General features: G+C 66.7%; 23 protein-coding genes and 1 tRNA gene. 8 read left to right on the forward strand and 16 right to left on the reverse strand.

All coding sequences use genetic code 11. The features are described from left to right. The 3 genes from NQ038_RS13800 to NQ038_RS13810 all read right to left on the reverse strand — a co-directional run. The coding region (locus tag NQ038_RS13800; RefSeq protein WP_257062822.1) for a hypothetical protein at positions 1 to 391 on the reverse strand (391 nt) is incomplete at its 3' end. A gap of 145 nt (positions 392 to 536) precedes the next feature. Beyond that, positions 537 to 1,199, reverse strand: a complete 663-nt coding sequence (locus NQ038_RS13805) for a hypothetical protein (RefSeq protein WP_257048489.1) — start codon at positions 1,197 to 1,199, stop codon at positions 537 to 539. Between the two features lie 6 nt (positions 1,200 to 1,205). Continuing rightward, entirely contained in the window at positions 1,206 to 1,742 is a 537-nt protein-coding gene (locus tag NQ038_RS13810) for a cell division protein CrgA (protein WP_257059363.1), read from the reverse strand. Positions 1,743 to 1,978: 236 nt separating this feature from the next. Here NQ038_RS13810 and NQ038_RS13815 point away from each other — a divergent pair, with 236 nt between their 5' ends. The 3 genes from NQ038_RS13815 to NQ038_RS13825 are packed head-to-tail and all read left to right on the forward strand — an operon-like array spanning position 1,979 to position 4,087. Then, positions 1,979 to 3,259 carry a class E sortase gene (locus tag NQ038_RS13815; protein WP_257062823.1) on the forward strand — a complete coding sequence of 427 codons (1,281 nt, stop codon included), beginning with the start codon at positions 1,979 to 1,981 and terminating at the stop codon, positions 3,257 to 3,259. Then, positions 3,259 to 3,429 carry a hypothetical protein gene (locus NQ038_RS13820; RefSeq protein ID WP_257059359.1) on the forward strand — a complete coding sequence of 57 codons (171 nt, stop codon included), beginning with the start codon at positions 3,259 to 3,261 and terminating at the stop codon, positions 3,427 to 3,429. The genes NQ038_RS13815 and NQ038_RS13820 overlap by 1 nt, the downstream gene beginning before the upstream one ends. A gap of 1 nt (position 3,430) precedes the next feature. After that, positions 3,431 to 4,087 carry an aminodeoxychorismate/anthranilate synthase component II gene (locus tag NQ038_RS13825; protein ID WP_257062824.1) on the forward strand — a complete coding sequence of 219 codons (657 nt, stop codon included), beginning with the start codon at positions 3,431 to 3,433 and terminating at the stop codon, positions 4,085 to 4,087. Positions 4,088 to 4,185: 98 nt separating this feature from the next. Here the strand turns inward: NQ038_RS13825 and NQ038_RS13830 are convergent, their stop codons facing one another. The 8 genes from NQ038_RS13830 to NQ038_RS13865 all read right to left on the reverse strand — a co-directional run bounded on the left by NQ038_RS13830 (position 4,186) and on the right by NQ038_RS13865 (position 15,469). After that, positions 4,186 to 5,064, reverse strand: a complete 879-nt coding sequence (locus tag NQ038_RS13830) for a 3-hydroxyacyl-CoA dehydrogenase (RefSeq protein WP_257062825.1) — start codon at positions 5,062 to 5,064, stop codon at positions 4,186 to 4,188. After that, positions 5,046 to 7,109, reverse strand: coding sequence for a PASTA domain-containing protein (locus NQ038_RS13835; protein WP_257062826.1), 2,064 nt, complete (start codon positions 7,107 to 7,109; stop codon positions 5,046 to 5,048). Before NQ038_RS13835 ends, NQ038_RS13830 begins: the two co-directional genes overlap by 19 nt. 76 nt (positions 7,110 to 7,185) lie before the next feature. Next, positions 7,186 to 9,120 carry a protein kinase gene (locus tag NQ038_RS13840; protein ID WP_257062827.1) on the reverse strand — a complete coding sequence of 645 codons (1,935 nt, stop codon included), beginning with the start codon at positions 9,118 to 9,120 and terminating at the stop codon, positions 7,186 to 7,188. Further along, positions 9,117 to 10,583 (reverse strand): penicillin-binding protein 2, encoded by a 1,467-nt coding sequence (locus tag NQ038_RS13845; protein ID WP_257059351.1) that lies wholly within the window; start codon positions 10,581 to 10,583, stop codon positions 9,117 to 9,119. Before NQ038_RS13845 ends, NQ038_RS13840 begins: the two co-directional genes overlap by 4 nt. Continuing rightward, positions 10,580 to 12,316: an FtsW/RodA/SpoVE family cell cycle protein gene (locus tag NQ038_RS13850; protein ID WP_257062828.1), complete on the reverse strand. Its 1,737-nt coding sequence runs from the start codon at positions 12,314 to 12,316 to the stop codon at positions 10,580 to 10,582. Before NQ038_RS13850 ends, NQ038_RS13845 begins: the two co-directional genes overlap by 4 nt. Then, positions 12,316 to 14,088: a protein phosphatase 2C domain-containing protein gene (locus NQ038_RS13855; RefSeq protein ID WP_257062830.1), complete on the reverse strand. Its 1,773-nt coding sequence runs from the start codon at positions 14,086 to 14,088 to the stop codon at positions 12,316 to 12,318. Before NQ038_RS13855 ends, NQ038_RS13850 begins: the two co-directional genes overlap by 1 nt. Further along, the gene (locus tag NQ038_RS13860) at positions 14,085 to 14,615 is read right to left on the reverse strand and encodes an FHA domain-containing protein (RefSeq protein ID WP_257062831.1); all 531 of its coding nucleotides are present in this window, start codon (positions 14,613 to 14,615) and stop codon (positions 14,085 to 14,087) included. Before NQ038_RS13860 ends, NQ038_RS13855 begins: the two co-directional genes overlap by 4 nt. Then, a complete protein-coding gene (locus tag NQ038_RS13865; protein ID WP_257062832.1) occupies positions 14,612 to 15,469 on the reverse strand; it encodes a DUF3662 and FHA domain-containing protein in 858 nt (285 codons plus the stop codon). The genes NQ038_RS13860 and NQ038_RS13865 overlap by 4 nt, the downstream gene beginning before the upstream one ends. Before the next feature lie 317 nt (positions 15,470 to 15,786). Here NQ038_RS13865 and NQ038_RS13870 point away from each other — a divergent pair. Continuing rightward, a tRNA-Leu gene (locus NQ038_RS13870) sits at positions 15,787 to 15,870 on the forward strand. Between the two features lie 79 nt (positions 15,871 to 15,949). On the opposite strand, the gene NQ038_RS13875 is transcribed toward NQ038_RS13870, so the two are convergent. Next, a complete protein-coding gene (locus NQ038_RS13875) occupies positions 15,950 to 17,218 on the reverse strand; it encodes a tyrosine-type recombinase/integrase (RefSeq protein WP_257062833.1) in 1,269 nt (422 codons plus the stop codon). After that, positions 17,215 to 17,868: a helix-turn-helix domain-containing protein gene (locus NQ038_RS13880; protein ID WP_257062834.1), complete on the reverse strand. Its 654-nt coding sequence runs from the start codon at positions 17,866 to 17,868 to the stop codon at positions 17,215 to 17,217. The genes NQ038_RS13875 and NQ038_RS13880 overlap by 4 nt, the downstream gene beginning before the upstream one ends. Before the next feature lie 118 nt (positions 17,869 to 17,986). On the opposite strand from NQ038_RS13880, the gene NQ038_RS13885 reads away from it, so the two are divergent. The 3 genes from NQ038_RS13885 (at position 17,987) to NQ038_RS13895 (ending at position 19,613) form a co-directional block, all read left to right on the forward strand. Beyond that, positions 17,987 to 18,184, forward strand: coding sequence for a helix-turn-helix domain-containing protein (locus tag NQ038_RS13885; protein ID WP_257062835.1), 198 nt, complete (start codon positions 17,987 to 17,989; stop codon positions 18,182 to 18,184). 92 nt (positions 18,185 to 18,276) lie between these two features. Then, positions 18,277 to 18,564, forward strand: coding sequence for a hypothetical protein (locus NQ038_RS13890; RefSeq protein WP_054682425.1), 288 nt, complete (start codon positions 18,277 to 18,279; stop codon positions 18,562 to 18,564). Continuing rightward, positions 18,561 to 19,613 (forward strand): zeta toxin family protein, encoded by a 1,053-nt coding sequence (locus tag NQ038_RS13895; RefSeq protein ID WP_257062836.1) that lies wholly within the window; start codon positions 18,561 to 18,563, stop codon positions 19,611 to 19,613. Before NQ038_RS13890 ends, NQ038_RS13895 begins: the two co-directional genes overlap by 4 nt. Before the next feature lie 47 nt (positions 19,614 to 19,660). Here the strand turns inward: NQ038_RS13895 and NQ038_RS13900 are convergent, their stop codons facing one another. Genes NQ038_RS13900 through arsM form a run of 3 tightly spaced genes read right to left on the reverse strand, consistent with a single transcriptional unit; the run spans position 19,661 to position 22,024 of the window. Continuing rightward, positions 19,661 to 20,065, reverse strand: a complete 405-nt coding sequence (locus tag NQ038_RS13900; RefSeq protein WP_054682427.1) for an arsenate reductase ArsC — start codon at positions 20,063 to 20,065, stop codon at positions 19,661 to 19,663. Further along, positions 20,062 to 21,174: an ACR3 family arsenite efflux transporter gene (gene arsB / locus NQ038_RS13905; protein WP_257048958.1), complete on the reverse strand. Its 1,113-nt coding sequence runs from the start codon at positions 21,172 to 21,174 to the stop codon at positions 20,062 to 20,064. Before arsB ends, NQ038_RS13900 begins: the two co-directional genes overlap by 4 nt. A gap of 25 nt (positions 21,175 to 21,199) precedes the next feature. Continuing rightward, positions 21,200 to 22,024, reverse strand: a complete 825-nt coding sequence (gene arsM, locus NQ038_RS13910; RefSeq protein ID WP_054682429.1) for an arsenite methyltransferase — start codon at positions 22,022 to 22,024, stop codon at positions 21,200 to 21,202. 87 nt (positions 22,025 to 22,111) lie between these two features. Between arsM and NQ038_RS13915 the strand changes: the two genes are divergently transcribed. Next, on the forward strand, positions 22,112 to 22,495 hold the full coding sequence (locus tag NQ038_RS13915) for a helix-turn-helix transcriptional regulator (protein ID WP_054682430.1): 384 nt from the start codon (positions 22,112 to 22,114) through the stop codon (positions 22,493 to 22,495). Positions 22,496 to 22,520: the final 25 nt, after the last annotated feature.

Below are 22,520 nucleotides of genomic sequence, written 5' to 3' on the forward strand. Positions count from 1 at the left end.
GCGAGTCGGTCGTCGTGGCAGTATCGGGCTCTTGACCGCTCAGCCGATGCAAGAGCCCGATAGCTTTTCCCAAGGCCTCGTTCGAACCCTCCAATTGCTCGATCCGGGCCTGCAACCGCGCGACCTCGAGTTCGTGCTCGGCGAGTTCCTTGGCGCGAGCCCTCTCAAAAGCTGCCAACTGGCCATGTGTGCGTGTCATTCCACCATGCTCGCGGGGAATCAGTTCCCTGTCCACATCCCCCTCATACACCATTTGCCGCAACCGCCGGAACTGATGGACCGTGAACGGTTGCTCGGCCAGCCATAGTGCCTTCGTCCCATGCGGCTGAGCTTGATACTGCGCGACTAGCTCTCGGATCTCTTCGGCCGTGTAGCCCGCTCTCCCTGCCATCACTGCTCACTTCCTCACTCACGCTGAGTGACTCACAAACAGTCTGACAAAGAGGGGGGCAGTCACTTTGGTCCGAGGATTCATGGAATCTCCAGACCAAATCGCCTGCCGAAGGGTCGGGAGACGAGGCCGGTGCTGTGGGTCCTCAGGCTTCGTCGGAGGTCAGGGGATCGGCCGGACCGAACAGCCTGACGGCCAGGCGCAGCATCAGCTGGGTCAGCGGGCCGATGGCCAGGGCGTAGAGGATCGTGCCGATGAAGAAGCGGCCGCCCAGCAGCCAGCCGGCGGCCATCACGACGACCTCGATCGTGGTGCGCACCGCGAACACCGGCTTGCCCGTGGCCTCGACGAGTCCCGTCATCAGACCGTCACGGGGTCCGGGCCCGAAGTTCGGCACGATGTAGAGGACGGTGGCGACCGCGTTGATCACGATTCCGGACACCATATAGGTGATCTGCAGCCACAGGGCATGCGCGGGCGGGACCACGGCCATGGTCACGGAGATGAAGGTGCCCACCAGCAGGGCGTTGGAGATGGTTCCCAGGCCGGGGCGCTGCCGCAGCGGAATCCACAGCAGCAGAACGACCAGCGAGAGGATGACGGCGATCGCGCCGACGCTCAGCGGCAGGTAGTTGGACAGTCCCTGGTGCAGGACGTCCCAGGGCATATTGCCCAAGCCCGCCTGAATCATCAACCCGCACGAGGTCCCGAAGAACACCAGCCCCACGTACAGGGCGATGAGTCGGATCCACAGGGGCCTATCGGCCAGCAGTCGGAAGTCGGAGGGGCTCCGAGGTGAGGGGGCCACCGCCCCCTACCGCCAGCGCGTGGTCATGCCCAGGCCGACGACGATGATGCCGAAGCCCGCCAGCAGGTTCCAGTTGCCCCAGGCCTCGACCGGCCACTTGCCCTGGGTGATGTAGAAGACGATGAGCCACAGCAGACCGATCGCGAAGACCGACAGCATCGTGGGGACGAACCAGCGGCCGTTGGGCTTGAGCGCCGCCTGGTTCTCCGCGGAGTTATAGGTTGCCTTCTTCCGGGCCTCCGAGCGCTTGGCCGGATTGCCGGACTTGGACTCCTGGCGGGCCTTCGAACGGGCCGCGGCCTTGTCTTTGGATGCCGCCTTGTCCTTGGAAGCGGTTGTCGCGGAGTCCTTATCCTTGGGGCTCTTGTCCTTGTCCTTGGACGCAGCCTTGTCCTTGGAGTCCTTGGTTTCGTTCTTGGCCGAGGACTTCGCCTTGGATTCGGTCCCCTTGGCGTCTGCGGCCTTGGCCCCGTCGACCAGGGCGCTGTCGTCGACGGTTTCCTTGACGTCGTCCGCCTTGCCCGTCGAATTAGAGTTGGCCACAATACTCCTCAGTGAAGATCCATGCCGCGTGTTCCGCGTATTCCATGCTCAGCGCCGGGCACCGCCGCCTGGGCGGCACTCAGTACGCACGCCCCGAGTCTAACGGTTGTGCCATGAATGCGCATGTCCGCCTTAGGTGGACCTAAAGGGGTGGGGTGCCCTGGCGCGGCGGCTGGGCGGCGTTCAGGGAATGGTCTTAGTATGGACTAAGAGCTGACCTACCGAAAGTGCACTCCGTGGACCAACCCCTCACTCGTCGTGAGCGCATCGCGCGTGAACGCGCCGCTGCGGCTGCCGGCGTCGAATCCCCGGACCCCGCGGCAGCACAGCAGGAAACACCCCAGCCGGGCAATGAGCCGCAGTCCCAAGCCGACAGGGCCCCGGCGGAGGCTCCCTCATCAGATGGTCGTTCCGCATCCGCTTCGCCCCTGAATATTCGGCGCGCTCACTCGACCGCGCCCATTCCGATCCAGCCCGACCCCTATGCGCAGCAGGGCGCCTATGCACAGCAGGGCACGGATCCCGCAGCAGCGCAGCACGCATCCGATGCCGCAACCCAGTACCTGCCACCGGTCGCCCCGCAGTTCCCCGCAACCGAACAGTTCCCCGCCGCGCCCGCCGGACAGTACGCACAGGCGGGTTCCTACGCGCAGGCTGCCCATGCCTCGCCGTATACCCCGGGCGCACAATATGGTTCGGGCGCACAGCCCGCACAGCCCGTGCCCGCCGCACAGCCGGGCGCGGCTGGGGGCGGCAGGGGAAACGGCGGAGGGAAGTCCGAGCCCGAGCCCGAGCCCCTGGGATTCTTCCGCGGGAGCGTGCGCACCTTCGGCGAACTGTGCATCACACTGGGCCTGGTGCTCATCCTGTTCGTCGGCTGGCAGCTGTGGTGGACGGACATCGCGGCCGATCAGGACAACCGCGATCTGACCACCCAGCTGCAGAACGACTGGCAGGACGACAAGCCCCAGGCCAAGGGAGACCCCGACCACCCCGTGGTGGGCAAGGCGCCGGCGGAGAACAAGGGCTTCGGCATCCTCTACATCCCGCGCTTCGGCGACCGCTACTATCGCACGATCGCCGAGGGCGTGGCCATGGAACCGGTGCTCAACCGGATGGGCACCGGGCACTACCCGGGAGCCGCAATGCCGGGCGACAAGGGCAACTTCGCGATCGCCGGCCACCGCGTGACCTATGGCAAGCCGCTGAACCAGATCGCTGAGCTGCGCCCGGGCGACGACATCGTCGTCCAGACCAAGGAGGGCTACTACACGTACACCTTCCGCAACTTCGACATCGTGCTGCCGAACAAGGTGGACGTCCTGGACCCCGTCCCCGGCTTCCCCGAATATCACGGCAAGGACCGCATCATGACGCTGACCGCCTGTAATCCGATGTTCTCGGCCAGGGAACGCTATGTCGCGTATGCGACGCTGTCGGACTTCCACCCGGCGGCGGACGGACCGCCCGATGCCATCAAGGACAGCCCCGCCTACAAGACGGCCGGGGGCAAGTGATGTACGAACTCATCTGGCGCGCCCTGCCCGGCAACTGGTTCATCAAACTGCTCATCTGCCTGGCTCTGGTGGTCGCCGCGGTCTACGTCCTGATGGAGTACGTGTTCCCGCTGATCGCTCCGTTCATGCCATTCAACAACGCCACCGTCGGCACCGGGGAAGGGGCCTGAGATGCCGAAGACGCAGATCCTGGTCATCGACAACTACGACAGCTTCGTCTACACCCTGGTGGGCTATCTGCAGGAACTCGGCGCGGTCACCACGGTGATCCGCAACGACGACATCGCGGCCGAGGACCTGGAGACCTACCTGCCCGGGTTCGCCGGGGTGCTCATCTCGCCGGGACCCGGCACCCCGGCGGACTCCGGCGTGTGCCCGGACGTGATCCGCTGGTGCGCTGCGCACTCGAAGCCACTGTTCGGCGTGTGCCTGGGACACCAGGCACTGGGCGAGGTGTTCGGGGCCACCGTGGCCCACTCACCGCAGCTGATGCACGGGAAGACCTCTGAGATCACGCATACGGGCACCGGGATCTTCGCCGGGGTCCGCAACCCCGTGACGGTCACCCGTTACCATTCGCTGGCGATCGTCGACACGACCCTGCCGATTGACGTCTTCGAGGTCACCGCGCAGACCGCGGACGGAATCGTGATGGCGATCCAGCATCGCACCGCGCCCCTGGCCGGGGTGCAGTTCCACCCGGAATCCGTGCTGACCCAGGACGGATATCTCATGGTCGGGAACTTCCTGGCCACGGCCGGGCTGCCCGAGGCCGCGCAGCGCGCCGCCGGACGTTCGCCGATCGCCTCGGCGGCCGCCCTGGGCTGAGGCGCCCCTCCGTGAGCAGGCGATTTGGTCTGAGAAATCACCCGGATTCCAGACCAAAGTGACTGCTCACGGGGAGGGGAGCAGACCTAAGTGACTGCTCAGGCTCCGTAGCGGTAGAAGCCCTCGCCGGAGGACCGGCCCAGCTTGCCCTGGTCGATGTAGTTGGTCTTGAGGTAGTCGGCGAAGCGCTGGGACGCCTCATCGCCCATCTTGGAGATGTTGTAGGCGGTGGTCAGGCCCACGACGTCGAAGATCTCGAAGGGGCCGTTGGGTGCACCGGTGCCGATCCTCCAGACCCGGTCGATGTCCTCGGGTTCGGCGATGCCGTCGACCAGCAGGTTGCCGGCGGCGTTGAGCAGGGGCACCAGCAGGGAGTTGAGCACATAGCCCGGCTGTTCGCGGTGGATCCGAATCGGCACCATGCCCTGGGCCGTGGCGAATTCGACCACGCGATCGTAGACATCCGCGCGGGTATCCGCGGTGCCCATGACCTCCGCGGTGTTGTGCGCCCAGATCTCATTTGCGTAGTGGAGGGCCAGGAACTGTTCGGGCCGGCCGGTGGCGTCCTTGAAGCTCGACGGCAGCAGGGTCGAGGAGTTCGTGGCGAAGAGGGTCTTGGCCGGGGCCAGCTTGCCCACCTGTTCCCAGGTCGAGGTCTTGATCGCGGGGCTTTCCGGGACCGCCTCGATTACCAGGTCGGCGTCGGACAGGGCCGCTGCCAGGTCGTGGGTGACGGTGATGCGCGTGCGGGCATCCGCTGCGGCCCGGCGATCGCCGAATGCCTGGGCATAGGTGTCGACGAGGCCGTCGAACCGGGCGCTGCCGGCTGCGACGGCGGCCTCATCGATGTCATAGGCCGTGACCGTGAAGCCGGCGTAGGCGGTCTGGAAGGCGATCTGCGAGCCGAGCACACCGGTGCCCAGAGTCGTCACATTGGTGATGCCGCCGCGGGCCCGCCTCAGTGGTTGCCCGTCCACCAGCCACCGCTGCCCGGACCATGCTGTGTGGTGCCCGGCAGGATCCCCGTGGTGGGGATGGGCGCCTGTGAGGGCGTGGGCGGCGGGGTCGGCTTGGGCTTGGCCTTGGCGACCGTGATCGTGATCGTCGCGTGCTGGTCCACCGAGTTGCCGCCGTTGACGGACTGTTCGTAGACCTCGCCGGCCTTGTGATCCTCGGTCTCGACGACCTTCACGCTGCACTCGAGCTGGTACTTCTTGCTGCGCAGCGTCTCACAGGCCTCATCCTGCTTCTGGCCGGTCACGCTGGGCACCTCGACCTTGCCGTTGGAGATCACCAGGTCCACCGTCGACTGCCGCTTGACCTCCTTGCCCTTCTTGGGCTTGGTGGACAGGACGGTGCCCTTCTCCTTGTCCGCCGAGGTCTTCTCCTCATTGGCCCCAGCCTTCAACCCGGCATCGGTCAGCCGCTGTCTGGCCAGGGATTCGGTATCGCCTGCGACATCGGGCACTTCGACCACATCGGGGCCGATCGAAACGTAGAGGGTGACCGTCTGCCCGGCCGTGACCTCGGTCCCGGCGTTCGGGTCGGTCTTGACGATATCGCCCTCGTCGACCTCGTCGTCGTGGGTCTCCTCCGTCTGGGAGTTCAAACCGTTGTCCTGCAGGTACTGCTTGGCCTCCGCGGTGCTCTTGGACTTCAGATCCTCCAGGGCGAAGGGCTCGGGGCCCTTGGTCATCACGTAGACCCAGCCGCCCAGGCCTGCCAGCACGATCACCAGGACCGCCGCGAGCCCCCACATCCAGCCGCGCTTGCGACGCGAGGAATCATGGTCCTCCTCGCGATTGGGCAGGGTGGACATGCCACTGGTCTCCGGATGCGCCTGCTGGGCGTAGCCGGTGCCCACGGTGGCGAACTGCCCGGGCTGGTTCGGATCGTAGGGCCCGGCACTGCCGACGGACTCCGCGGCCTGCGGTGTGTACTGCGTGGCCGGGGCCGAACCGTAGGGCTGCCCCTGTGAACCATAGGGCTGGCCCTGCGAGCCGTACGGCTGTCCCTGGAACCCGTAGGGGTCGCCCTGGGAGCCATAGGCCTGGGTCTGGTTGAACACCTGGGTGGCGGCATCGCCGGCGGCGAATCCCGCCGCAGCACCTGCCGCACCCGCGGCATAGCCCGTGCCCGAGGTCTGGCCCGGCACGTCGATCGTCATGGGTCGGCCGTCCCTGGCCGCCAGCACGTCCTCGCGGAAGGTGTAGGCGTCCTGGTACCGGTTGTCGCGGTCCTTCTCCAGGGCGTGCAGGACCAGCCGGTCGACGTGCTCCGGAACCTCGGGGTTGAAGGCCGAGGGCGGCTGAGGGGCCTCACCCACGTGCTGATAGGCCACTGCCAGCTGCGAATCGCCTTTGAAGGGCGGGCGGCCGGTCAGCAGCTCGTAGAGCAGGCAGGCGGTCGAGTACAGATCGGAGCGCGCATCGACCAGTTCACCGCGGGCCTGTTCGGGTGACAGATACTGTGCGGTGCCCAGCACCGACTGGGTGCCGGTCAGGCTGCCGGTGTCCTCGAGTGCGCGGGCGATGCCGAAGTCCATCACCTTGATATCGCCCTCGGGAGTCAGCATCACATTGCCCGGCTTGATGTCGCGGTGGACGATGCCGTTGCGGTGGCTGTAGTCCAGCGGCGCCAGGACGCCGGCGGTGACGTCGAGGGCCTCGGAGACGGTGAGGTGGCCGTGCTCGTTGAGCACCTGGCGCAGGGTCTGACCCTCCACGTACTCCATCACGATGAAGGGGACCTGGACCTCGGAACCGCCGGATTCGACCAGCGTCTCCTCGCCGGAGTCGTAGACCGCGACGATGCCGGGATGGTTCAGACCCGCTGCGGACTGCGCCTCGCGCTTGAGGCGTTCGTGGAAGGACGGATCGCGGGCCAGATCGGAGCGCAGCAGTTTGATGGCCACGCGGCGTCCCAGCCGGGTGTCCACACCGGCATGGACTTCCGCCATGCCGCCGCGACCCAGCAACTGCCGGACCTCGTATCGCCCGGATAACAGCCGTTCGCCAGTCACGTGCGCTTTCCTTTCATCAATCGGTCAGTTCCGAATCCTGTAGGGTCATCCTGTCATATGGGACCGGTTGGGGTCCTCAGCCGTCGGAGCCGCTTGAACCCTTGTCGGCTTTGGCAGCTTCACCGCTGTTCCCAGAGCCGCCGTTGTCGGCACCACCCTTGGACGTCGAGGTCCCGGAATTCTGCGACGACCCGTTCGCACTGGAGCTTGAACCCTTCGAGTCGCTCGAACTCGACGAGCCGCTGGACTCCGCGGATCCGTTCGAATCCTCATCCGATCCCTTGGAACCGCTGTCGGAGCCATCGTCGTCGCCGTTGTCATCGGAGGATCCGGAGGACTTCGAGGATCCGCTAGAGGAGCTGCTGCCCTCGGAATCCGAGCCGCCCTCGTCATCGGAGGATCCCGAGGACCGCGAGGAACCGCTGGACGACGAGGACCCGTTCGAGGAGGAGCTGGAGCCCGAGGACGAACTGGAGCCCGAGGACCTGGACGAGCCGCTGGAGGACGAGGACCCGTTCGAGCTCGACGAGCTGGAACCCGAGGATGAGGAGGAGCCGGAGGAGTCGGAATCCGAGGAATCGCCGGTGGAGATCGTCAGGGTGACGGTGTCCCCGGCCTCGAACTCGTATTCCCCGTCGTCGTTCTTGCCCACCCGGATGACGGTGCCGGCCTCCTGGGAGGAGCTGGTCTCTTTGAACTTGGCCTTGAGCCCCAGATCCTTCAATTCCTTGCGGGCGGCCGTCCTGCTCAAACCGATGAAGTCGTCAGGGTCCAGCTTGATGGTCCCCGGGGTCGCCGATGCGCCGGACCCGGGCGTGGCCGTGCCGCCCGAGCGGTTGCTCAGCAGCGCGGTGCCGCCCCAGACGAGCAGCCCCAGTACGACGAGGATCGCCACGATGAGGCCCACGATCGCGCCGGCCGACTTCTTCTTGGGAGCCGCGGGCTCGTCACCGCCGACCGGCAGATTACCCGTCGCATTGGTGGCCGGGTACTGCGCATAGGGCTGATAGGCCCCGGTGTTCACCGACGGGTTGACCGCGGTGGCCGGCGAGTAGGCGGTGGTCGGCTGGCTTCCGGTCGCATTCATCACCGTGGTCGGCGCATCGCCGCCTGCAGGCATCACCGTGGTCGCGGCCTGAGTGCCGTTCGAGCCGGGGTCCAGCTGCGGGACCGCGGCGGCGGCAGCGGGGAAGTCCCCGGCCTTCAACGCGCGGGCGGCCTCGGCCAGGGCGTAACCGCTGGCAGGACGCAGCTCGGGCTTCTTGGCAAGCATGCACTCGGCCAGTCGGCGCACGGGCAGCGGAACCGAATCGGGCAGCGGCGGGGGCGGGGAGTTGACCTGCGCGATCGCGATCTCCACCTGTGACTCGCCCATGAAGGGGCGCTTGCCGACCAGGCACTCGTAGAGGATGATGCCCAGGGAGTACAGGTCGGACTGGGGCACGGAGCCCTTGCCCGTGGCCTGTTCCGGTGCCAGGTACTGGGCCGTGCCCATCACCTGGCCGGTCTTGGTCAGCGGGGCCTGGTCGGCCACGCGGGCGATCCCGAAGTCGGTGATCTTGACCTTGAAATCGGGGGTGATGAGCAGATTGCCCGGCTTGATGTCGCGGTGGACCACCCCGGCCCGGTGCGCGGCACCCAGGGCGGTGCCCGCCTGGGCCACCACCTCGAGGGAATCGGGCACGCTGAGCTTGCCGTTGCGGTCGAGGATGTTCGACAGTGCCTCGCCCGGGACGTACTCCATCACCAGATAGGGGGAGCCGTTCTCCTCACCGTAGTCGTAGACGCCGGCGATGCCGGGGTCCGAAACGGCGCCCATCGACCTGGCCTCCGCACGGAAGCGGGCCAGGAAGGCGGGGTCGGACAGGTACTCCTCCTTCATGATCTTCGCGGCGACGTCGCGTTCCAACACGGTGTCGCGGCCCTTCCAGACCTCGCCCATGCCACCCACGGCGATCTTGCTCGTGAGTTCATAGCGACCGCCCAGCACGGTTCCCGGCTGAGGTCTCATTTATCGATCACCGCTTCCATCATGTCCTTTGCGATCGGGCCGGCCACCCGGCCGCCCGATGCCTCACTGCCCGCATTGCCACCGTTCTCCACGACCACGGCCACGGCGACCTGTGGGTCGTCGGCCGGGGCGAAACTGGTGAACCAGGCGTGGGGATGTCCACCTTCCGCGTGCTGGGCCGTGCCGGTCTTGCCGGCCACCTTGACTCCGGAGATCTGTGCCGATCGGCCGGTGCCCTTGTCCACGACGCTTTCCATCATGTCGGTCAGCTGCGAGGCGGTCTTCTTGCTGATCGCCCGGCCCATGCTCTTCTTGCCCGGCTTCTCGATGACCTTGAGGGTCTTCTGGTTCTTCACCTGCTTGATCAGCTGGGGTTCCATCACCGTGCCCTGATTGGCGATCGCAGCGGATACCATGGCGACCTGCAAGGGGGTGACCTGCACGTCCTGCTGGCCGATCGAGGCCTTGGCCAGCATCGACTTGTCGTCGTTGGTCGACGGGAAGACCGACTTCACGACGTCCAGCGGGATCTGCAGATTGCTCTTCTCGAAGCCGAACTTCTTGGCCTGGGCCAGCATCTTGTCGTAGCCGTTGTCGATGCCCAGATTGGCAAAGGCGGTATTGCAGGAGATGGTCAGGGCATCCTTGATCGTGGTCGTCTTGCCGTCGCCGCAGGTTTCGCCACCGGCATTGCGCATCGAGTACCTGCCGATGTTGAGCTGATTGGGCGATGCGACGGTCGAATCCTCCGTCTTGCCGGCTTCCAGGGCAGCCGAGGCCGTGACCAGTTTGAAGGTCGAGCCCGGGGGATAGCGGTTGCCGGCGATCGCGCGGTTGTAATAGGCCTTCTCGGGATCCGAGCTGTAGTTCTCCGCCGCCTTGACGGCCGCGTCGCGGTCGTGCGTGGCCAGCTTATTGGGGTTCCAGCCCGGTTTGGAGACCATGGCCAGGATCTTCCCGGTCTTGGGGTCCAGGGCGACGGCCGCGCCCTTCTGGTCGCCCAGTCCGTCCCAGGCCGCCTTCTGCGCCTTGGGGTCGATGGACAGTTCCACCGCGGCACCCCTGGTCTGTTCGCCGGTGAGCACATCCTGGACCCGGGAGAACGCCAGGGCGTCGTCGGTGCCCGAGAGCAGCCCGTTCATTTTGTTCTCCAGCCCCGAGGTGCCCGAGGTGATGGAGAAGTAGCCGGTCAGGTTGGAGTACATGGCGGCCGGGTACTTGCCGGTGCCGTATTCGCGCTGGTACTTGTAGGCGTCGTCCACGGGCACCGATTTGGCGATCGGGGTGCCGTCGATCAGGATCGGGCCGCGTGGGCGGGACAGATCGTCGATCAGGGTGCGCGAATTGCGTCCATCGGCGCGCAACGAGTCGGCCTGCACGTACTGGAGCACGCTGGTCGAACCGAAGAGCAGACCGAACATGATCAGGACCACGATACTGACGTGGCGCAGTGATTTCATCATCGGTTCTCACCTCCATCGGGGTTCGTCTCCTGCGGGCTGGAGTACGGATCGTAGTTCTCTGCCGGGGACTGGTCGTGGCCCGGCTGTTCGCAACCCTGCTCGTCGAGTCTGTGCTGGGCACGGGCGCGCAGGGCGGGGAAGGCCTCGGTCGCCATGTCCTCTTGCGGGTCTGGTGCGGTATACGGGTCGGCGTAGCCGGGTGCGTCCTCGGCCGGCTGCGACCACGGGTCGCCCACCTGTTCGGATACCGCGGGCAGCATGCCGGAATCCGCCGAGGCCCGGGCCGCCGCGCGCTCACTGACGATCGGGTTCTCGCTGGTCACCGGTGCCGCGCGCAGGGAGCCCGCGGGCAGTTCGGACAGCGGGCGGCGGGCCGAGTCGCTGATGCGCAGCAGCAGGCCCAGGATGATCCAGTTGGCGATCAGGGACGAGCCGCCGGCTGCCATGAAGGGCAGGGTCAGGCCGGTCAGCGGGATCAGGCGGGTCACGCCGCCGACCACCGTGAACACCTGCAGGGCCACGGCGAAGGCCAGGCCGGCGGCCAGCAGGGAGCCGAAGCCGTCGCGCAGTTTCAGGGCGGTCTTGAAGCCGCGCTGCACGAAGATCAGGTAGAGCACCAGGATGGCGAACAGGCCAACCATGCCCAGTTCCTCGCCCAGGCTGGTGTAGATGAAGTCGGAGTTGGCGAAGGGCACGATCTGCGGTCGGCCCTTGCCAAGGCCGGTACCGCCCAGCCCGCCCTGGGCCATGCCGAACATGCCCTGGACCAGCTGGTAGGAGTTGCCGACCTTCTTGTCGTACTGTTCGGGGTCCAGCGCGTGCAGCCAGCCGTCCACGCGCTGCTGCACATGGGTGAAGATCCGGCTGGCGAGGAAGGCCACGGCCCCGAAGGCCGCCAGGCCGATGACGATCCAGGTCTTGATGCCGGTGGCGATGTAGAGCATGGCGACGAACATGCCGAAGAACAGCAGGGCGGTGCCCAGATCCTTCTCCACCACCAACACTGCGAAGGCGCAGACCAGGGCGATGGCCATGGGGCCGCAGTCGCGCAGGCGCGGTAGGCGCAGGCCCAGGATCTTCTTGCCGGCCAGGGTCAGCTGATCGCGGTAGGTGTTGAAGTAGCCGGCGAAGAAGATGGCCATGCAGATCTTCGCGATCTCACCGGGCTGGAAGGAATTCGAGCCGATGTGGATCCAGATCCGGGCACCGTAGACCTCCTTGCCCAGGCCGGGGACCATGGGCAGGAGCAGCAGCACGATGCCGGCCAGGCCGAACAGGTAGATCCAGCGGCGCAGGATCCGGTGGTCGCGCAGGAAGAAGATCACCACGCAGGCCAGAATGCAGCCCAGGGTCATCCAGATCAGCTGGTTCTGCGCGGCGTGGGTGGGGTGTTCGCGGCCCAGGGTGGTCTGGTCGATCCGGAAGATCATGGCCAGGCCCAGGCCGTTGAGCAGCACCGCAACCGGGGTGATGATCGGATCGGCGTACTTGGCCCGCCACCAGGTCAGCAGGTGCAGGAACAGGCCCAGGGCCAGCAGCCAGCCGGTGTATTCGTAGACGTTGGCCGGGACCGTGTCCTGGGTGCCGATGCCCACCAGGGCATAGGCCAGGGCGCTGATGCCCACGGCTACCAGGATCAGTATCAGTTCGACCCAGCGGTAGGTGTGCGGCGGGCGCTCCTGCGGCGTGGACTCGGCCTGCGCCGCGTCCACCGCCAAAGGTGCGGCGGACATCATTGGTCACCCCCGCCCTGTGAGGGCGCGGGGTCGTTGGCGGTCGCATCGGTGGCGCCGCCCTTGATGGTATCGCCGGACTGGCTGTTCTGCTGGGCTTCTTCGCGCAGCGATGTGACGATCTCGTCGGCGTTCTGCTTGGAGGTCGCCGGGATCGTCTGGTCCAGTCGTTCTCGGGAGTAGTCGCTGAGGTCCGCGGTCTGCACGTCGGTGGTCTCCGAGAGGTTGCTCAGGGAGAACGGTCCGAGGTTCTGCGATACCCCCGAATAGACGGCCACCCGGCCGTCGGAGGCGGTCACGTAGTACTGCGCTTGCAGATAGCGCCAGCCCAGGAAACCGGCGGCGGCCAGTACGACGATCACCGCGAGTGTGGTGATCGTGGCGACCAGGCCGCGGCGGCGCTTGGGCTCGCGGGCGGTGGGTGCGTCCGCTTCCGCCCCTGCGGAATCGGCGTGCTTGGAGTTCTTGGCGTGTTTGGGTTCCTGGTCCGCGGACTCGTCCTCGGTGCCCGACAGCCGCCAGGCGGGGATCCGGCCCTCGGAAGCGGCGTCCTTGGAGCCGGTGTCCTCGGAGCCGGCGGAGCGTGCGGCGGCACGTTGGGAGTCCTCGGCGGACTCGGAGTCCGCCGGTTCGCCACCGTCGTGGCCCGCGTCGGGCCGCTGAGCCGCGGCCAGGGGCTGGGTGGCCGGCTGGGCTCCGGATTCGCGCCAGGCCCGTTCGGCCTCGGCGTCGGCATCCGCGGAATCGTGTGCGGCGGCCACTGCGGGCGCAGCGTCCTCGGCGGGTGTTTCGGCTGCAGCGGTTGCTGCCGGGGTCTCGGATGCGAGGAACCCTGGCACGGGTTCTGCCGCCGAGGCATCGTCCGGCAGGGCCGCCGGCGCCGGTTGGTTCGCCCGGGGCAGGCCGACGGTGTCGTCCTCGGAGGCATCGTCGACCTCCGGGATCGCCCCGGTGGGGGTGCCGCTGATGCCCAGCCGGGCGTACTGCGGGTTGATCGCCACGGAGCCCACCGCAACACCCGGGGTGTGTAGGCCGGCGCGGTCGGCCGGGACCACATCGCCGATGAGCACGGTGACGTTATCGCCGCCACCGCCGCCCAGGGCCAGGTCGATCAGCGCGTCGGCACAGGCGCCGGGATCGTCGATCTGCTCCATCCGGGTGGAGATCTCGTCGATGTCGGCGAAGCCGGTCAGGCCGTCGGAACAGAGCATCCAGCGGTCGCCGGGGCGGGCCTCGCGGATGGACATATCGAGTTCGGGGGCTTGGCCCACATCGCCCAGGACACGCATCACGACGGAGCGCTGCGGGTGGGTTTCGGCTTCTTCGGGGGTGATGCGGCCCTCGTCGACCAGCATCTGCACGAAGGTGTGGTCGGAGGTGATTTGGGTCAGGATGCCGCCGCGCAGCAGATAGGCGCGGGAGTCGCCGATGTGGGCCAGGGCCAGCTGTTCGCCGCTGCGCAGCAGGGCGGTGACGGTGGTGCCCATCCCGGCCAGTTCGTGCTGGGTGGCCACCGTATTGGTGATCCGCTCATTGGCGGTGAGGATGGCCGACCGCAGGTTCTCCATCGCGTCGGAGCCCTGGTCCGGGTGGTCGAGCGGCTCCAACTGGGAGACGGTGATGGCGCTGGCGACGTCGCCGCCGGCGTGACCGCCCATGCCGTCGGCGATGAGCAGGAAGTTCGGACCGGCGTAACCGGAGTCCTGGTTGTTCTTCCGTACCAGCCCGGTGTTCGACCGGGCAGCCGTGCGGAGCATGAAATCGTTGGTCACGTGCGAAGCTCCAGAGTCGTGTGTCCCACGGTCAGGGGGACGTTGGTGGGCAGCTGGATGGAGCCGGTCACCCTCTGCTGTCCGAGGAAGGTGCCGTTGGTCGAGCCCAGGTCCTCCAGGATCCAGCCCTGCGGGCCCGGGTAGACGCGGGCGTGGTGGCCGGAGGCGAAGTCGTCTTCGAGCACGACCGTGTTGTCACCGGCACGGCCCAGGCTGATCGCCGAGGTGCCCAGCGCCACGGAGACTCCCACCAGGGGGCCCGAGGTGACGACCAGTTCGCGCGGCATCGCCGCCGGGGTGGGTGGGACGGGCGGTGGGGCCGACTGGCGTGCCGGCTCCCTGCGGGGCTGTGCGGATGCGGTTGCCGGTTTGCCGGCGCGCGCGGCCTTCTTCGCGGCGCGGGCGGCTCTGCGCTTGCCCCGCGGGGAGAAGATGTCCTGGGTGAGAACGACCGCGGTGATCAGCACGAACAGCCACAGCAGGACGAAGAATCCCAGACGCAGGGTGACGACGGTCAGCTCAGTCATTGCGCTCCGGTTTCCGTCTGATGGAACGTCACATGGGTGTCGCCGGCGACCAGGGTGACGCCGTCGGTCAGGGTGATGCTGGTGATGGGGCGGCCGTCGAACATGGTGCCATTGGTCGAACCCAGGTCACTGGCGGTGGCGTGATTGCCGTCGACGGTGATTTCGAAGTGGCGGCGGGAGATCCCCGGATCGCTCAAGACGATGTCCGCGCTGTTCGAGGAGCGGCCGAAGACCGTGGTGCCCTGTTTGAGGTTGTAGCTACGATCGCCCACGTCGACGGTGAAGAAGTACTTGCAGCCGGTGGCGCCGGCCGCGCGGCGAGCGGCCGCGGCGGAATCCGCGGGGCCGGGATAGGTGTTGCCGGCCCCTGAGCGCACGCGGTTCTCCTGGGACTGCTCATAGGCCTCGGCGACGATCGGGTTGGCCCGCGATGGCGGGTCGTAACCGCCCCGGTTGGCCGGCTGGGCCGCGGGCGAGCCATCGGGGCGCCGGGTGGTCGCGCGGACGCGATACATGCCGGTGTCCAGGTCGTCTGCCATCTCGAAGGACACCGTGATGGGTCCGACACAGCTGTAGCCCTGTTCCGCGGCGTGTTCTGCGACCACTTGGCGCAGTTCCGGGCGCAGGTCGTCCTCGATGGGCCCCAGGCGTTCGAAGTCGCCTTGGGACAGCTCGATGACATAGCTATTGGCCGTCAGCGTGCGGCCGCGGGAGACCACGGCGGCGCGGGTATCGCTTTCCTTGCGCAGGGCGCCGGCGAGTTCAACGGGTTCGACCTGGGACCGGAAGACCTTGGCGAAGGCCCCGTTGACGAAACGTTCGATGCGCTTCTCAAAGCGATCCATGACGCTCATACAGCTCGCCTCCTTCCACAGGGTCCGGTGGCCCACGGTACCGATGACTCGGTCCCGTCGACCGCCTGTACGTACACAGACTTCAAGAGGTCCCGCCGAACGGGACCTGCTCTTTACTGGGTTCATGGTACCGGCTGAGGCTGAACACAGCGGTAAAACAGGCCTTATGAGTAGGTTTTACCGGGGCAGGAGCCGATTTGACAGGGTGTGGAAATCGCCCAGCACATGTGTTCTTCGTCTCAGTAGGGCTGTGGGGCGGATTTTCGGGGGTTCTCGATTTTGCGGCGGGGTCCCGGCTGTGTAATGTATTCCTTGTTGCGCGAGTGGCGGAATTGGTAGACGCGCTGGCTTCAGGTGCCAGTGATCGCAAGGTCGTGGGGGTTCAAGTCCCCCCTCGCGCACGGTGTGAAAATGGCCTCTGACCTGGGGTTTTGAAAACCGGGCCGGGGGTCATTTTCATGCCATGTGCTGAAATATGTGCTAAGCGTTCCCGAGGTGCTGTGCGAAGCGGTCGGCTGCGGCTTTCTGCATCGTCGGGGTGACATGGCTGTAGATGTTCATCGTGGTGGTGATGGTGGAGTGCCCGAGGCGCTCCTGCACCACCTTGGGATGCTCGCCCAGCTCCAGCAGGAGCGTGGCGTGCGTATGGCGAAGCCCCTTGATCGTGACCCGCGGGAGGCTCGGGTGCTGCTTGCTCAGCCACTTCATGCGGCGATCCCAGCGGCTCGTCATCGCGTCGGGTGAGCGCAGCTTCCCGTCATCGTCACCGAAGACATAGGCGTCGGCTTTCGCCAGCTCGAACGACACCTCGGCGCGTGCGACCTTGTACGAGGCGAGCACCTTAAGGGTCGCGGCGTCCACGTCGATCACGCGGGCGTTGCCCGTCTTCGTGGTCTTCGTCTCCGTCCAGTCCTCGGTGTTGACCGCGCGACGGATGCTGACACGACCTGTTCTGGTGTTGATGTCGTTCCACTTCAGCGCGAGGGCTTCGCTGCGTCGCATACCGGTGTAGGCGATGAGCCGCCACAGCGGGAACATCTCGTCTTGCCGGTCGTCGCGGTTCCAGGTGAGGAACGTGTGCAACTGCTCGCCTGTCCAGGTGACGATCTCGGGCTTCTGCGCCCGCACCTCGCTCGATTTCGGCGCGTTGACGGTGCGGCGCTTCTTCGACGGGTTCACCGAGATCAGCCCGTCGTCGATCGCGGCATCGAGGATCGCTCCGAGCACGACATGCACCTTGTGGACGCTGTTGGCTGAGAGGGGCTTGCCCTTGCCATGCTCGTCCTTGCGGCCGTGCTTCTCCAGCTCTCGGTAGTGGGAGCCGATGCGGGTTGCGGTGAGCTTGTCGAGCTTGATCTTGCCGAGATCGGGGGTGATGTGGTTGCGGATGATCTTCCGGTACCCCTTGATCGTGGAGTCCGCCAACCGGAGGCTGTCGGCCCAGTGATCGGCGTAGACGGCGAGGGTGGGCACCTTGCCGAGGAACTTCTCGTTCTTCGCTTTCTTCTTCAATGCCTCGGTGAGGGCGGCCTGGGCTTCTTCGAGGTCGGTGAACCCGCCACGGGTGACTCGCTTCTCGCCCAGCTCGGGCTTCTCGGGGTCGATGAGCACATAGATCTGGAACTTCCACCGCTTGCCCTTGCGGGTCTGGTAGCCGCCCAGCGATCCCTGATGCCGCGACCTGGAACGCCGCTGCTTTTTCTCACCCCCGCCGCGCTCATCGGCACCGGATGGGGTCTTAATGGTCATGACAGGGTGCTCCTTGCTGTCGTCTGTCCGGGCTGGTGGGTCTGGGCGTAGTTGTCGATGTAGTCGGCGGCGTTGAACACGCGCCCCTCGGGATCGAGTTGCACGCCGCGTTCCCGGATCGCCCGCGCTCGCGCCCGCGCTGTCTCCAAGCGCTCCTGGTAGGCGGCAATCGTCTTGGGATGCGCCTGCGGCTTCTCAGGATCGTCCTGACTCGGTGCAGTCATGCCCGCGAGCGTGGTTTCGAGGTAGTGGATGCGGTCGGTGCAGATGACCCATTCCTGCTGCCAGTAGTTGAACAGGCCCTCGTCGGTGAGCACGAGTTCCCCGCGCATCCACCGGTCGATCTCCTCCGGCTCGTAGTCGTCGGGTACGCCGGTGAGCGTCGTCGCCTTCCCTGGCGGGGTCAGGAGCGCGGCGGGGCTGGTGCGCAGCAGGTAGGCGATGACGATGAGGTCGTCCACGTCGACGCGGCGGTCTCCGGCCTCTAGCTTGCTGATCCCCGACGGGGAGAGTTTCCGCCCGGCCTGTGCCATGCCGTCGGAGAGGGTGCGCAAGTCCATGCCGATCGCCTGCCGGGCGGTGCGGATGTTGTTGGCGACGTGCGTGTTCGTGATGCCTGCGGGGTTGCCCCGTACTCGTTCTGTTTCCATGTAAGAAATCTACAACGCGATGCTTGACAGCGCAAGCCCGGTCGTTCTATCTTGGTATGCACCCGGCGCGCGCGTAACTGGAACGGATGGTGTGATGATGCGGCAGAGCACTCTCGACATGGAAGACTTGCGCAGGCGGCGCAGCCTGGTCATCACCCGGAAAGAAGCCGCCGAAGCCCTCGGGGTCGATCCCCGCACGATCACAACGAGCATCAACGAGGGCACGATCCCCTCGGTCAGGCTCGGCCGCCGGGTCGTGATCCCGCGCGAGAAGTTCCTCGCCCTGTTCGCCGATGTCCGCCCCGAGGACGGATGAGACGTTGCCGGGTGTGCCGAATCGGCACCACCGCCCTGGGCACGGTCAGTCGACCGCGGTAAACTCCTAGTAGATGAGGAACGGAGGAGCGCATGAGTGACACGATCCTGACCCAGCCGCCGCAGGCGCGGGCGGACTTCGAGCATGTCTCCGACGCGATGGTCTACGACATCGCTCGGCACACCGCTTCGGTGCTCTCCTCGATCCTCCTCACCCGCAAGAACGACGCCGCCGATGATACTGAGCGCGATCACTGGGCGGCGCGACGCCGCCTGGTCAAGAAGCAGGTCCGGGCACTGGACGCGGACGACCGGGCCGGGCTCATCGCACAAGACGAAGTGTGGCGGCTGGAAAAGCTCGCCCTCACTGGCACCGAGTGACCGAACCGGTCGGCTCCCACGCCTGGCTCGCCCAGGCCTTCGACGCTGACGTTCGCGACGAACTCTTTACCGGGCACGCTCCCGACCAAGCAGCTCCCGTTCTGGTGCTCCTCGGCGGGCAACCGGCGCCGGGAAAGACACGGGCACAGCGAGTGATCCTCCGCGAGCACGCCGCCGATGATCTGGTCGAGATCACCGGAGATGATCTGCGCGAGTACCACCCCGACTATGCGCGCCTGGCCGATCACGCACCATTGGAGATGCCCGCCGCGACCGCCCCCGTCTCGGGCGGCCTCGTCAGCCTGGCCCTGGACCACGCGCTCGCACATCGGTACTCGGTGCTGTTGGAGGGCACGTTCCGCGACGTGGGCATGGTCACCGCCACCGCGACCCGGTTCGCCGAAGCCGGGTACCGGGTCGAGGTCGTCGCGGTGGCGACCCCGGCGGCGGTCTCCCGACTGTCGGCGGAGATGCGTTCCCTCGACGCCGGATACCCGGCCGTGGGTCGCTGGACACCGCCCCAAGCTCACGAAAGCGCGCTGTTGGAGTCGGCGGGCGTTGTGGCCGCGCTCGAAGCGCTCCCGCACGTCCAACGGATGCAGGTGTTCTCCCGCGAACAGCTCCTGTTCGACAACACGCGCACCGACGCCGGGGACTGGGAACGGCCCGCTGAGGCGGCAGCCGTGCTTCGCCGGGAACAGCACCGCCCATTTAGGGTGCGCGAGGCGTTTGACTGTTTGCAGGGCTACGACGCCGTCTTTGCCAAAGCCCAGGCACGCCCCGGCTACCTCGGACGGGAGACCGCTCCGGCCTACATCGGTCTCCAACGTGACGCGCAGACCATGATTCGCACCCTGAGTCAGACGCCCGGCGCGCCGCTCGGTCAACTGGAACGGGAACAGCGGGCACGGCGGAAGCCTCTGGAACGGGTGCTACCGACCGGGCTACTGCCGCCCCAAAGACGGCTCGCAGCGCCGCCTGAACTGCCAGACTGGCCGGAACACCCTGGCCCGACCAGCCGCCGCGAACCGCCGACCCTCGGACGGTAGGACACCCCATCCGAGAGACGAGCCCTCTGTATAGGCGCGATCTGGTGTCAGGTGAGCTCAGAAACGAGGTCGCGGATGCGGGATGCGATGTCGTCGCGTATAGCACGCACGGCGTCGAGGCCTTGGCCGGCGGGATCGTCGAGCTGCCAGTCCTCGTAGCGTTTGCCGGGGAAGATCGGGCACGTGTCGCCGCAGCCCATCGTGATGACCACATCGGCGGTCTCCACGGCGTCGATGGTGAGCAGCTTCGGACGCTCGGCCGTGATGTCGATGCCGACCTCACGCATCGCCTCCACGACAGCCGGATTGAGGTGATCGGCGGGTTCGGACCCGGCGGAGCGAACCTCGATGCGTCCCGCGGCGATGTGGGTGAGGAAGGCGGCGGCCATCTGGGAGCGTCCGGCGTTATGGACGCAGACGAACAACACGGACGGTATGGCTTCGGCGGTCATCTGGGGCTCGTTTCTGTCTGGTAGGGGTCGGTGTGGAACCAACGGCGTGCAGCCCACAGGGAGACGTAGACGAGACCGACAAGAACGGGCACCTCGATCAGCGGCCCGACCACCCCAGCGAGAGCCTGTCCACTGGTGGCGCCGAACGTGCCGATGGCGACGGCGATGGCGAGCTCGAAGTTGTTGCCCGCCGCGGTGAACGCCAGCGTCGTGGAGCGGGCGTAGCCGAGGCCGATGCCCTTGCCGAGCAAGAGGCCCGCGAACCACATGAGCGCGAAGTACACCAGCAGCGGCAGCGCGATCCGGGCCACATCGAGGGGATTCTGCGTGATCGCCTCGCCCTGGAGGGCGAAGAGCAGCACGATCGTGAGCAGCAGTCCATAGAGTGCCCACGGCCCGATGCGCGGGATGAACTTCTCTTCGTACCATTCGCGGTTGCGGTGCTTCTCGCCGATCCACCGGGTCGCGAACCCCGCGACCAGCGGCACACCAAGGAAGACGAGCACGTTGAGGGCGATCTGCCCCACCGAGACGTCCAAGCCCTGCGTGTCGAGGCCGAGCCAGCCGGGGAGTATCGTGAGGTAGAACCAGCCGAGCACGGAAAACATCACGACCTGGAAGATCGAGTTGATCGCCACCAGCACCGCTGTTGCTTCCCGGTCGCCGCAGGCGAGGTCGTTCCAGATCACGACCATCGCGATGCAGCGTGCGAGGCCGACGATGATGAGGCCGGTGCGGTACTCGGGCAGGTCGGGCAGGAATACCCAGGCGAGGGCGAACATCACCGCGGGGCCGAGCAGCCAGTTCAGCACCAGCGACGACGCCAAGAGCTTCTTGTCGCCGGTGACGGCGGCGATCTTGTCGTAGCGGACTTTCGCCAGCACCGGGTACATCATCACCAGCAAGCCCAGGCCGATCGGCACCGAGATGCCCGCGACCTCCATCCGGGCGAGCACGTCGGCCAGGGCGGGGATGAAGCGTCCGAGGAGGAGGCCGGCGATCATGGCCAGCCCAATCCAGACGGGCAGCCACTTATCCAGCGTCGACAACCGCCGCGTCGCCGCAGCCGCAGGCGCTGGAGTGTTCGTGGTGTTCTGGGGTGCGGGCATCGGGACGCTCTATCTCCTCGTCAGTTCAGTTGGTGGGTTTGGTGGCTCGGATGATCGCGGCGTGCATCCCGTCCGCGGCCTCGTGGGTGAACTTCACGCTCGCATCCGTGAACCCCGCCTTGTCGAGTCCGTCGAGGTACTCGGTCTGGGAGAGGGCTCCGGCGATGCAGCCGACGTAGGAGCCGCGTTCGGCCCGCTGCCCGGGGGTGAGGCGGTCTTCGGCGACGACATCGGAGACCCCGATCCGCCCGCCGGGGGTGAGGACGCGGAACATCTCGGCGAGCACGGCGGGCTTGTCGGTGGAGAGGTTGATGACGCAGTTGGAGATCACCACATCCACCGCCCCGTCCGAAAGCGGCACCTCCTCGATGGTGCCCTTGAGGAACTCGACGTTCTCCGCACCGGCCTCGGTCTTGTTCTTCTCGGCCAGGGCGAGCATCTCGTCAGTCATGTCCACCCCGTAGGCGAACCCGGTCGGCCCAACACGACGGGCAGACAGCAGCACATCGATGCCGCCGCCGGAGCCGAGATCGAGGACGCGTTCACCCTCGTGGAGCTCGGCGACCGCGGTGGGGTTGCCGCAGCCCAGGCTCGCCTCAACAGCTTCGAGGGGCAGACCGGCCGCGGTGGCCTCGTCGTAGAGGCCCGCGCCGAAGCTCCGCTCGGTCGGGGCGCAGCACGAACCCGAATCCGAGCCCGTGCCCTCGGCAGCAGGCACGCTCGAACAGCACGAGGAGACAGGCGTCTCCTCGATCAGGAGGTCGGCATTGCGGGTGCCGCCGGTGACCGCGGTCGCGGCCTGGGCATAGCGGGCGCGGATCTGTTCGCGCAGCTCGGTGTTCTCGCTCATCATCTACTCCTCGGGATCGTGCATCTCTACGCATTGATACTCTTCGATGTATCGACAGTTGTCAATGCGTGCCGTAGGATCAGGATCATGACGACCTCATTACCGCTGATCGCGACTGATGCCGGAGGATGCTGCGCCCCGGTGACGGGCGGTGTGCTCGCGGTCGAGGACGCGCAGCGGTTGGCGCGGATGTTCAAGGCGCTGGGTGATCCGACCAGGGTCCGGTTGTTGTCGATGATCGCCGCGCAGTCCGACGGGGAGGCGTGCGTGTGCGATCTGACCGAGCCGGTCGGCCTCTCCCAGCCCACCGTCTCCCATCACATGAAGCAGCTCGTCGACGCCGGTCTCGTCACCCGCGAGCAGCGTGGCAAGTGGGCCTACTACGCGATCGTGCCCGAGATCCTGACCATGCTCGCGGCAGCTCTAGACCCGCAGACACTCGGAACCGGAATCCCGGCTTCCTCCTGCTGAGAGACAAGGAACTCTAGTCGAGGAC

Source organism: Brevibacterium sp. 50QC2O2 (genome assembly GCF_024580675.1).
GTDB lineage: Bacteria > Actinomycetota > Actinomycetes > Actinomycetales > Brevibacteriaceae > Brevibacterium > Brevibacterium moorei.